Consider the following 9805-nt stretch of genomic DNA (forward strand, 5'->3'; position numbering starts at 1 on the left):
CAGCGACCAGGTGTTTCCGTCCGGATCGGCGAAGTAGACGAACCGGCTTCTGCGGGGGATGGGAACCCGCGGCTCAGTCCTCGCCGATGTCTTCGTTCCAGAGCGCAGGATGCTCGTGGATGAACGCCCCCATCATCTCGATGAGCGCCGGGTCGTTGACGACCGTGAGTTCGACCCCGTTCTCGGCGAGCCAGTCCTGGCCGCCGAGAAAGCTGCGGTCGTCGCCCACCACGACCCGGCCGATGCCGAACTGCCGCACGAGGCCCGAGCAGTACCAACACGGCGAGAGCGTGGTCACCATCACCGTGTCCCGGTAGCTGCGCTGGCGACCGGCATTGCGGAAGGCGTTGGTCTCGGCGTGCATCGCCGCGTCGCCATCCTGCACCCGCCGGTTGTGCCCACTGCCCAGCAGCCTGCCATCGGCCGCGAACAGCGCGGCGCCGATCGGGATTCCCCCCTCGTCCGCCCCGATCCTGGCCTCCGCCGCCGCGACGGCAAGCTTCTCGGCGTCGGTCGGGTAGATCTCGCCGATGGTCATGCCGCGTCCTCCGCTGCATCGATTCCGACGGGAACCTCGGCCGCGTCGACCAGCGGGCCACCTAGGCGGGGCCGGAAGGCGAGAAAGAGGAAGTAGTAGGCGGCGGCGGAGAGCACGAGACCGACTATCGCGGTGAGGTCTCCGACAGCGCCCCACGCCTTGGGCACGACTCCCACGTAGAACTGCTGGTTGGAGAACAGCACGACCGAGACCACGAGTCCGAACAGGAACGCGACGATCCCCGCCGCGTTGCGGTATCTGGCCTTGTCGGCGACGATCGAGGCGATCTCGGTGCCGCGCCGCAGGTAGCGGTCGACGAGCACGACGCCGAGCCAGGGGGCGATCCAGTAGGCGATCACGAGGAGGAAGTTCTCGTAGGTGTGGCCGGCGTCCGGCAGGGCGCTCCAGGCGATGAAGAAGCCGACAACGCCGAAGCCGAGGGCGATGATCGCCCGCCGCCAGGCGAACGGTATCTTGATGCCGGCAGCGAGGAACGACATCGCCCCGGAGTAGATGTTGAGCGCGTTGGCGGCGATGGCACCGACGGTGATCGCGATCAGGGTGAGGTCGCGCAGGATCACCGGCATTGTCGCGGTGAACGAGGTCGTCGGGTCGTCCGGGTTGAACCCGGCGATCGTGGCGGCGGCGGCGCCCGCCGCCATCAGCACGATGCAGGAGACGAAGTTGCCGAGCCCGGCGGCCCAGGCGATGGTGCGCCTGCTCGTGGCCGCTTTGAGATAGCGGCTGTAGTCCGAGGCGTACGGGTTCCAGCCAGCCGCATAGCCGAACGCGGCCCCGGCCGCGAGGGTGAAGCCTGCCACGCTGAAGTTGCTTCCGCCCTTCTGCACGAAGCCGAGGTCCGCGTGCAGGAAGATCGTGATCGTGGCGACGAGGAAGATCGCGCCGAGGATGTAGCTCGAGTAGCGCTCGAAGAGCTGCACGAGATCGTGGCCGACGAACGCGACGGCCACCTCGATCACGACGACGATGAGCAGCGACAGCACCGTCGGGATGCCGGTGAGGGTGGTGAGGGCGAACGCGCCGCTCACCGAGTTCACCGCGAACCAGCCGAGGCCGGCCATCGCCGTGTTCAGGGCGGCCGGCAGGATGTTGCCCCGGTAGCCGAATGCGGTGCGGCTGATCACCATCTGGGCCAGGCCCTCGCGCGGACCCCAGGTGGAGAGCAGCCCCTGGCTGATCGCGCCGGCTGCCGTGCCCAGGGCGAGCGCGAGGATCGCCTGCCAGAAGCCGAGGCCGAAGAACGCGACGGCGATCACGCCGACGAAGATCGTGGCGAACTCGAGGTTGGGAGCGGTCCAGGTGGCGAACAACTGCCAGGGTGAGCCGTGTCGTCGGTCGGCGGGAATCGCCTCGATTCCGCCCGCTTCGACAATGGTGGGTCTGGCGGGCGCGATGGTCGCTGTCGCTTCGGTCATTCCGGCATCCTAGGGAGATTGGGCGGCCCAGACGAGCCGAAGTCGCTACGGAAACGTGCTGTTTATACGATACGACTTCCCTCGCGGCAACGTTCGCCCCGAGAGTCCGGTAGGAATGAGTCATGTCACCTCGTCTGATCTCCGCCTGTGTCGTGCACTCCCTGCTGGCCGACGCCGGATCTGTGGGCGTCACCGCCATCGACAAGCGTCCGGTGGACGGTCCGGTGCGGGTGCGCACCCTCGGCCTGTACGGCGACGTGCAGGCGAGCCGCAAGCACCACGGGGGAGTGGACAAGGCCCTCTATGCCTACGCGCAGGACGACGCGGACTTCTGGGCGCACGAGCTCGGGCGGCAGTTGCCGGCCGGCTGGTTCGGCGAGAACCTCCGGGTGGAAGGCATCGACGTCTCGGCGTCGAGGATCGGCGAGCGCTGGCGGATCGGCTCGACGGTCGTCGTGGAGGTGACGGCGCCTCGCTCGCCCTGCGCCACCTTCGCGCGCTGGGTCGGTGGCGAGGACGAGCGCGGCTGGGTCACACGCTTCGCCGCCGAGAAGCGACTGGGGGCCTACCTTCGGGTCGTGAAGCCGGGGGTGATCGAGGCCGGCGATGCGATCGAGGTGCTGGGCGGGCCGGCCGGCGCTCCGACCATCACCGAGGTCTTCGCCGGCTGACCCCGGCATCCGACCGAGTCAGCGGCCGCGGAGCTTCTCGAGGTCGCGCCGCTCACGTTTCGTCGGGCGCCCGGCGCCGCGGTCACGGTGGGCCGTCGCGGCGACCTCCTCGCGAGGCGGAGGGGGAGGGGTGAGGTCCTCGAAGCACTCGGCCGCGACCACGGCGCCCACGCGCTTGGCCACGAGCCTGGCCACGCGAAGGGTGCGTTCCGTCTCCGGACCGCGCACTCGCACCTCGTCGCCGATCCTCACCGGCTGGGCCGCCTTGACCCGCTCCCCATTGACCTGCACATGGCCGGCTCGGCACAGGGCGGTCGCGGCCGACCGGGTCTTGGCGACCCGCACGGCCCAGATCCAGCTGTCGACTCGCGTCGTGCCGCCCGGTTCCATGGTGAGACTCTAGCCACCGGTGCCCCATTCCGCCGAACGGGGCGCCCGCCCGTCAGGCTCGGGCGAGGCTGCTCTTCCAGCCGACGAGTCCGCGCACCACGTCGCTGTCGTCAGCGGCGAGGGTGTTCATCACGTCTGCCGGCACGGAGAAGTTGAGCGCCAGAAAGCCGCGGACCCGTTCGGAGGGGTCGGCGGCGAGGCCGCGCAGCACATCGCAGGGCGCGCCCTCGTTGCGGGCGACGCACGAGCGCACCCCCTCGTCCGCGTCCCTGGCGAGGGTCGCGAGCAGGTCATCCGGCGCGTGCGGGCTGCTCGCCACGCTCTCCCGGATCTTGGGGTTCGTGTGCACGGCGAGCGTGCGCAGGCGGGCGATCTTGCTCGCGGTCACCGGGGGAGCCGAGTGCAGGGAGGCGACCTGGTCGCTCGTGAGCATCACCGGGCGGTGATCACGCATGGCCTGACGCTGGGCCGGGGTGTTGAAACGGATGCACGACATGCCTCGACGCTACCCGCTCACCCCGGCAGCGGGGTGAAGGCGCCCCGACTACGCTCGGAGGGTGACACAACGAGGCCTTGGCGACCGGCTCGAACCGCTCTTCCGTAGACTCGACCGCATCGCGGGCGGCCGGACCGCCGCGTACACCATTCCCGAGGAGATGCGCGAGCATCCGTCCACCCGACGGGCATTCGTGGCCATCGCCTGGCTGCTCGCGGTGGAGGTGCTGCTCGGCCTCGGCGCGGTGGTCGTGGTGATCGTGCTCACCGCTCGCGGCTCCACGGTGCCGTGGGCGGTCTGGATGCGGTCGGGAGTCGTGCTCGCGATCACCGTCACCCTGTTCTACTTCGCCTGGCGCGCCCAGCGCGGCTACTACTGGGCCTACAGCCGGCTCAAGTTGTTCAGCAAGATCTTCCCGGTGGTCACACTGGTGATCGCGGCGATCCCCGGGCTCTACCCGCTCTGGATGGTCACCGAGCAGATCGTGTTCAGCCTCATCCTGATCGGCGTCTCCGACTATCTCTCGTCGGATCACATGCGGGCGGCCTTCCCCAAGCCGAGCTAGCGCTCAGGCCCGCGCGGCCTTCGGCGCCGGCCGAGGCGGCCACGGCACGACCGCCGAGGTGCGCGTCTGATAGTCCGCGTATTCGGGATAGCGGCCGAGCGTGATCCGTTCGGTGAACGCGGTGGACCCGATGAACAGCACGGTGAGGAGCAGCGCGCCGAGCACCGTCCACTGCGCGAGGGAGCCCGCGGCGATCGCGCCGAAGAGGAAGAGCGCCCACCACTGGGCCTGCTCGAAGAAGAAGTTGGGGTGGCGGGAGTAGCGGAACAGCCCGGACTGCAAGAACCGCGGGCTCGGAACCCGGCCGGCGGCGAGCTCCGCCTTCTTCCAGGCCTGGAAGCGCCACTGCTGCTGGTCGGCGACGGTCTCCCCGGTCAGAAGCGCGAGGAACACCGCGGCGACGAGAGCGTCGAGGATGCCGAGCGGGGTTCCGCGGTGCTCGAACGCCGTGAGGGCCGGCAGCGTGATCAGGGCGAGCAGCACGTTCTGGTAGATCACGATGAAGAAGAGGTTGAAGACCTGGAACTGCCAGGGGCGCATCCGCTGCCGCAGCACGGCCCACCGGTAGTCCTCGACCCCGCTGTAGCCGCCCTTGCGGGCGAAATTGAAGGTGAGCCTCGCGCCCCACAGGGTCACGAGCACGGCCATCACGGTGAGTCGGGCATCCGCGAGGCCGGCGAATCCGGCAAACACCCAGAGGTAGACGACCGGAACTATGGACCAGATCCGGTCCACCCAGGAGGTGTCCCTCGTGACGAGCGAGGCGACCCAGGTGAGCGCGCACGCCGCCACCACGATCCAGGCCACGACCAGCTGGGGAGTCATCCTCGAATTCTAGCGCCGGGCTTCCCCGTCGATGGACTCGAAATCGTGGAGCCCCGGCAGGGGAATCAGGTGAAATCCCGGAGCTTCAGGATCCCGAAAATCCTGAGCTTCCTCCGGCTTCCTCTGGAGCAGTCGGCGGCGGTGAACACCCGCATCGCATACAGTAGTGTTTGAGCTAGTAGAAAGTGGGTTCGGGCATGGCAAGTGCGCAGCGGGAGCGGGCGGTGCGATCTGATTCGACGCGGAATCGCGACGCCATCCTTCAGGCGGCCGCGGAGTGTCTGAGCGTCAATCCGAGTGCGAGTCTGGCCGATATCGCCCAGGCCGCCGGCATCGCCCGGATCACTCTGTACGGGCACTTCTCGTCGCGGAACGAGCTCGTGACGGAACTCGTGCATACCTCGATGGCGCGAGTGGAGGCGGAACTCGCATCGGTGGATCTGAGCGGGGATACGTGGCAGGCGCTGGAGTCGCTGCTGGCTTCGTCGTGGCGGCTCGTGAACAGCTTGAGCGTTCTGCGGGGCGTGGCGGAGCAGGCTCTGACGGCCGATCAGATGCACGGCAGCCACGCGGATCCCCGGACTCGCGTCGAGCACCTTTTGTCTCGCGGCCGGGCGGACGGATCTTTTCGCGATGACCAGAGCATCGCGTGGCAGACGGCGTGCTACTTCTCGCTCCTGCACGGGGCTGCCGCCGAGGTCAGAGCTGGCCGGCTCAGCGAGGGCGAGGTTCGGGGGTCACTCTCTCAGACGCTGCGGGCCCTGCTTCAAGCACCGCCCGCACGGTAGATGCACGCCATTTGCCAATTCACGTTCTGGTCGGTGCGGGGTCATGTGATGCTCGCCGCGGGCAGCGAGTCATCCTCGGATCCTAGCGCCGGGCCTCCCAGTCGATAGACTCGAAATCGTGGAGCCACAGCAGAGGAATCAGGTGAGTTCCCGGATCTTCACGATCCCGAACATCCTGAGCTTCCTCCGGCTGTTGCTCGTGCCGGTCTTTCTCGTGCTCATCGTGCTCGCGCAGGATGGCTACGCGCTGCTCGTGCTCGTGGTCTCGAGCGTCACCGACTACCTCGACGGCATCCTCGCGCGGCGACTCAACCAGATCTCCCGGCTCGGCCAGCTCCTCGATCCGGCCGCCGACCGTCTGTTCATCTTCGCCGCGCTCATCGGTCTCGCCGTGCGCGGGGTGATTCCGTGGTGGCTCGTCGCGATCATCGTGGGCCGCGACGTGATGCTGCTCGTGCTCGGCATCACCCTCGCGAACTTCGGCTACGGTCCCCTGCCCGTGCACCATCTGGGCAAGGTGGCCACGTTCTGCCTCTTCTACGCCCTGCCCATCCTGATGATCGGCCAGGCCTTCCCTGCGGCCGCCTGGATCACCGCGCCGATCGGCTGGGCCTTCGCCCTGTGGGGTGCCTTCCTCTACTGGTGGGCCGGATTCATCTACCTCGCGGAGACCATTCGACTGGTCAGAATTCCCCGGGTAGACGCACAGTCCGAATCCGATACGCTTGGGCGCTAAGGAAAGCAAGGGAGGTTCGACATGGTTGATTCCGAAAACCAGGATCACAATGAAGAGAACCGGCCTCGCGAGGACGACACAACCCTCCACTTGAGCAGTGATTTCGAGGCGCAGCTTGCCGCGCTCGAGGGAGGGGTTTCGCCGGAGGAACAGCAGGCCATCACGGCCCTGCCGTCCGGTTCAGCGTTGTTGGTAGTTCGTCGGGGGCCGAACGTGGGGGCACGTTTTTTGCTGGATTCGGACGTGACCACCGCCGGTCGCCATCCGAATGCAGACATTTTTCTCGATGATGTGACGGTTTCGCGCCGGCACACCGAGTTCTTGAGGCACGGGACGACTTTCGAGATCAGGGATCTCGGGTCGCTCAATGGCACCTACTTCGACGGCGTGCGCATCGACACGGCGCTTCTCAGCGACGGGTCGGAGGTGCAGGTGGGCAAGTTCCGCCTCACCTTCTACGCGTCCCGAGTGGATCTCGCGCACCTGGCGAGCAAGTAGTGGCGCGGTCGTCCGCCCAGGCTCGCGAGCCTGGGGCGCCGACGCTTCTCAGTATCGGGCAGGTCCTTGCCCGGCTCACGGCCGAATTCCCTGACCTGACGCCGTCGAAACTGCGATTTCTCGAGGAGCGCCAGCTGATCTGCCCGGCGCGCACCGAGTCGGGTTACCGCAAGTTCTCCCCGTCCGATCTCGACCGGCTGCGGTTCGTGCTCACCATGCAGCGCGACCACTACCTGCCGCTCAAGGTCATCAGGGGCTACCTGGACGACCTGGATGCCGGCCGGGCACCCGAGTTGCCCGGCGGGTCCACGTTCGCCTCACCGTCCATCCTGTCGACGGAGAGACGGTTCCAGCGCGACGAGCTCGTGCGGGAGGCCGGCGCGACTCCACAACTGCTGAACGACGCCGTGTCGTCCTCGCTCATCGCCGCGACGGATCTCTACGGCGAGGAGGCCCTCGCGGTGCTGCGGTCCCTCGTGGAGCTGCAGCGCTCGGGGATCGAGCCACGGCACCTGCGCGGATTCCGCGCGGCGGCCGAACGGGAACTCGGACTCATCGAGAGCGCGCTCATTCCCGTCGCACGACGGAAAGACGCGTCGAGCAGGGCGAAGGCGGGCGAACTCGCGCGTGAGATCGCCGGTCAGCTCGAGATTGTGCGCAGCAGCCTGATTCGCTCGGCGCTCTCGAGGCTCGACCCCTAAACTGGAATTCCTCGGGAACGACGGTGTAACCCGCGGGTCCGCACCGACACGCCGATGACGTTCTTGGCCAATGTCACCGATCCGGGTGAACCCATCGGTAACGTGGAACAAGACAGAAGTATCAACCACTCCTTGAACGTTGAGGATGGTCGACAAGGCGGAAGGCAGTCAGATGAGCGAGCCAAACACACGGAACGAGGACTCTCGTTACGACCTCGGTTTGCTCTTCACCGACGGTCTTCCCGACCTCGATGATTCCGCCGGTTATCGCGGCGCCGTCGCGGCACGCGCCGCCGGCATCAGCTACCGGCAGCTGGATTACTGGGCTCGCACCGAACTCGTCGAGCCGACGGTGCGCGGGGCGGCCGGATCCGGCTCGCAGCGCCTCTACGGCTTCCGCGACATCCTCGTGCTCAAGCTCGTCAAACGACTGCTCGACACCGGGATCTCGCTGCAGCAGATCCGCACGGCCGTCAACCAGCTGCGCGAATCCGGTGTGAACGACCTCGCCCAGACGACGCTCATGAGCGACGGGGCGAGCGTGTATCTCTGCACCTCGAACGACGAGGTCATCGACCTCGTGAGCCGCGGCCAGGGCGTCTTCGGCATAGCCGTCGGCAAGGTTCTACGCGAGGTGGAGAGCTCCCTCGTCGAACTCGACTCCGAGCGCCCTGACGTCACTGACGAGCTCGCCGCTCGCCGCTCCATCAAGGCCTCCTAAGCCCGTCGGCGCCGCGGCGCCCGTCCTCCACGGCCCTCGCCATCCGGTCGGCGCGGCCACCGCTGCGCTTCGCTTCACTTCCGAAATCCATGCAATCCATGGTGACACGCCGCACGGCCGCGCACTGTGGAGCGTGTCGCCGAAGAATGCATGGATTTCGGAAACGGGGAACGACGAAACTGGGGGCCGGGAGCGCGGCGGGTGCACCGTCGCGCCGGCCCGTGGAGGCGCCGGCTACGCGGTTACGGCGTACTCGCCGATCTTGGCGGTGCGCAGCACGCGGTCCAGCAGCAGGTCGAAGTTGTGCGCCATCTCCTGGGCGCTCTCGCCCGGCCACACGTGCAGCGGCTTCGCGGCGCCTTGCGCCTGCTGCAGGGAGGTGCGCTCCGGCAACTGCGGGCTGAGAACGAGCGGCCCGAACATGTCCCGCAGTTCCTTGATGCGGAACTGGTGCTCCAGCGACTGCACTCGGGCGCGGTTGACGATGATGCCGAGGGGCTGCAGGCGGGGGGAGAGGCCGCGGCGAATCTCCTCGATCGCGCGCAGGGCACGGTCGGCGGCCGCCACGGAGAACAGGCCGGGCTCGGTCACGACGGTGACCCGGTCGGACGCGGCCCAGGCGGTGCGGGTGAGGGCGTTGAGCGAGGGTGCGCAGTCGATCAGCACCAGGTCGTAGTCGGCCTCCACAGTCGAGAGTGCTTCCTCGAGCTTCCAGATGTCACGGATGCTCGGGTGTGGTCCGTCGAAGTTGATGGCGGCCGGGCTGCCGATCATCACATCGATCTTGCCGGCGCGACCCTTGGTCCATCCACTCGGCGCGATCGCGGCGCGCACGATCTTCTCCTTCGGCGACGCCAGAACGTCCGCGACGTTGAGGTGGCCGGCGACAATGATGTCCATACCGGTCGACACATCGGATTGGGGGTCGAGATCGACGACGAGGGTACGGAGACCTTTCGAAAACGCTGCGGAAGCGAGTCCGAGCGTCACCGTGGTCTTGCCGACCCCGCCCTTGAGGGAGCTGACGCTGAGTACATGCACAAGTAGAGACGATACCTTCACTAGTCTTAAAGAACCTAAATGTTGGCGTGGCGGAGTGGCAGTGTACCGGCGGGTCGCGTGCGATCCTGAAATTCTGCTGACCCGTGTTCCGGAAGGACCAGATGTTCAAGAAGATCCTCGTTGCCAACCGTGGCGAAATCGCAATCAGGGCCTTCCGGGCCGCGTATGAACTCGGAGCGCAGACCGTGGCGGTCTTCCCATACGAGGATCGCAATTCGATGCACCGGCTGAAGGCGGACGAGGCGTACCAGATCGGCCAGCCCGGACATCCGGTGCGCGCCTATCTCGACGTCTCGGAGATCATCCGGGTGGCGAAGGAGTGCGGGGCGGACGCGATCTACCCCGGTTACGGCTTTCTCTCCGAGAACCCCGAGCTCG

General features: G+C 67.3%; 14 protein-coding genes. 8 read left to right on the plus strand and 6 right to left on the minus strand.

Annotation, left to right across the window (positions count from 1 at the left end):
* Window positions 1–73: 73 nt before the first annotated feature.
* Complete coding sequence (locus ACHZD8_RS02640) at window positions 74–538, minus strand: nucleoside deaminase (RefSeq protein ID WP_394768574.1); 465 nt, start codon at window positions 536–538, stop codon at window positions 74–76.
* The gene (locus tag ACHZD8_RS02645) at window positions 535–1974 is read right to left on the minus strand and encodes a purine-cytosine permease family protein (protein WP_394768575.1); all 1440 of its coding nucleotides are present in this window, start codon (window positions 1972–1974) and stop codon (window positions 535–537) included. The genes ACHZD8_RS02640 and ACHZD8_RS02645 overlap by 4 nt, the downstream gene beginning before the upstream one ends.
* A gap of 122 nt (window positions 1975–2096) precedes the next feature.
* Between ACHZD8_RS02645 and ACHZD8_RS02650 the strand changes: the two genes are divergently transcribed.
* Window positions 2097–2645 carry an MOSC domain-containing protein gene (locus ACHZD8_RS02650; protein WP_394768576.1) on the plus strand — a complete coding sequence of 183 codons (549 nt, stop codon included), beginning with the start codon at window positions 2097–2099 and terminating at the stop codon, window positions 2643–2645.
* Between the two features lie 18 nt (window positions 2646–2663).
* Here ACHZD8_RS02650 and ACHZD8_RS02655 read toward each other — a convergent pair whose 3' ends face one another.
* Both ACHZD8_RS02655 and ACHZD8_RS02660 read right to left on the minus strand, forming a co-directional pair.
* Complete coding sequence (locus tag ACHZD8_RS02655) at window positions 2664–3035, minus strand: RNA-binding S4 domain-containing protein (RefSeq protein ID WP_394768577.1); 372 nt, start codon at window positions 3033–3035, stop codon at window positions 2664–2666.
* 52 nt (window positions 3036–3087) lie between these two features.
* Window positions 3088–3531 carry a hypothetical protein gene (locus ACHZD8_RS02660; protein WP_394768578.1) on the minus strand — a complete coding sequence of 148 codons (444 nt, stop codon included), beginning with the start codon at window positions 3529–3531 and terminating at the stop codon, window positions 3088–3090.
* A 61-nt stretch (window positions 3532–3592) separates the two neighbouring features.
* On the opposite strand from ACHZD8_RS02660, the gene ACHZD8_RS02665 reads away from it, so the two are divergent.
* Complete coding sequence (locus ACHZD8_RS02665; RefSeq protein ID WP_394768579.1) at window positions 3593–4096, plus strand: hypothetical protein; 504 nt, start codon at window positions 3593–3595, stop codon at window positions 4094–4096.
* Window positions 4097–4099: 3 nt separating this feature from the next.
* Here the strand turns inward: ACHZD8_RS02665 and ACHZD8_RS02670 are convergent, their stop codons facing one another.
* A complete protein-coding gene (locus ACHZD8_RS02670; RefSeq protein ID WP_394768580.1) occupies window positions 4100–4921 on the minus strand; it encodes a DUF1295 domain-containing protein in 822 nt (273 codons plus the stop codon).
* A 197-nt stretch (window positions 4922–5118) separates the two neighbouring features.
* Between ACHZD8_RS02670 and ACHZD8_RS02675 the strand changes: the two genes are divergently transcribed.
* From ACHZD8_RS02675 to ACHZD8_RS02695, 5 genes are all read left to right on the plus strand, one after another.
* Entirely contained in the window at window positions 5119–5709 is a 591-nt protein-coding gene (locus ACHZD8_RS02675; protein ID WP_394768581.1) for a TetR/AcrR family transcriptional regulator, read from the plus strand.
* Between the two features lie 142 nt (window positions 5710–5851).
* On the plus strand, window positions 5852–6445 hold the full coding sequence (locus ACHZD8_RS02680) for a CDP-alcohol phosphatidyltransferase family protein (protein ID WP_394768582.1): 594 nt from the start codon (window positions 5852–5854) through the stop codon (window positions 6443–6445).
* A 21-nt stretch (window positions 6446–6466) separates the two neighbouring features.
* Window positions 6467–6943 (plus strand): FHA domain-containing protein, encoded by a 477-nt coding sequence (locus tag ACHZD8_RS02685; protein ID WP_394768583.1) that lies wholly within the window; start codon window positions 6467–6469, stop codon window positions 6941–6943.
* Window positions 6943–7644, plus strand: coding sequence for a MerR family transcriptional regulator (locus ACHZD8_RS02690; protein ID WP_147783344.1), 702 nt, complete (start codon window positions 6943–6945; stop codon window positions 7642–7644). The genes ACHZD8_RS02685 and ACHZD8_RS02690 overlap by 1 nt, the downstream gene beginning before the upstream one ends.
* 172 nt (window positions 7645–7816) lie before the next feature.
* Window positions 7817–8365, plus strand: a complete 549-nt coding sequence (locus ACHZD8_RS02695; protein WP_147783345.1) for a MerR family transcriptional regulator — start codon at window positions 7817–7819, stop codon at window positions 8363–8365.
* Window positions 8366–8599: 234 nt separating this feature from the next.
* On the opposite strand, the gene ACHZD8_RS02700 is transcribed toward ACHZD8_RS02695, so the two are convergent.
* Window positions 8600–9406, minus strand: coding sequence for a ParA family protein (locus tag ACHZD8_RS02700; RefSeq protein ID WP_394768584.1), 807 nt, complete (start codon window positions 9404–9406; stop codon window positions 8600–8602).
* A 122-nt stretch (window positions 9407–9528) separates the two neighbouring features.
* Between ACHZD8_RS02700 and ACHZD8_RS02705 the strand changes: the two genes are divergently transcribed.
* The coding region (locus ACHZD8_RS02705; protein ID WP_394768589.1) for a biotin carboxylase N-terminal domain-containing protein at window positions 9529–9805 on the plus strand (277 nt) is incomplete at its 3' end.

Origin of the sequence: Lacisediminihabitans sp. (assembly GCF_043726815.1) — a bacterium.
GTDB lineage: Bacteria > Actinomycetota > Actinomycetes > Actinomycetales > Microbacteriaceae > Lacisediminihabitans.

Excerpts from the sequence above, each read along its gene's own strand:
- ACHZD8_RS02645 (WP_394768575.1), bottom strand. The coding sequence starts at position 1,974 with ATGACCGAAGCGACAGCGACCATCGCGCCCGCCAGACCCACCATTGTC.
- ACHZD8_RS02655 (WP_394768577.1), bottom strand. The coding sequence starts at position 3,035 with ATGGAACCGGGCGGCACGACGCGAGTCGACAGCTGGATCTGGGCCGTG.
- ACHZD8_RS02650 (WP_394768576.1), top strand. The coding sequence starts at position 2,097 with ATGTCACCTCGTCTGATCTCCGCCTGTGTCGTGCACTCCCTGCTGGCC.
- ACHZD8_RS02695 (WP_147783345.1), top strand. The coding sequence starts at position 7,817 with ATGAGCGAGCCAAACACACGGAACGAGGACTCTCGTTACGACCTCGGT.
- ACHZD8_RS02660 (WP_394768578.1), bottom strand. The coding sequence starts at position 3,531 with ATGTCGTGCATCCGTTTCAACACCCCGGCCCAGCGTCAGGCCATGCGT.
- ACHZD8_RS02640 (WP_394768574.1), bottom strand. The coding sequence starts at position 538 with ATGACCATCGGCGAGATCTACCCGACCGACGCCGAGAAGCTTGCCGTC.
- ACHZD8_RS02685 (WP_394768583.1), top strand. The coding sequence starts at position 6,467 with ATGGTTGATTCCGAAAACCAGGATCACAATGAAGAGAACCGGCCTCGC.
- ACHZD8_RS02670 (WP_394768580.1), bottom strand. The coding sequence starts at position 4,921 with ATGACTCCCCAGCTGGTCGTGGCCTGGATCGTGGTGGCGGCGTGCGCG.
- ACHZD8_RS02675 (WP_394768581.1), top strand. The coding sequence starts at position 5,119 with ATGGCAAGTGCGCAGCGGGAGCGGGCGGTGCGATCTGATTCGACGCGG.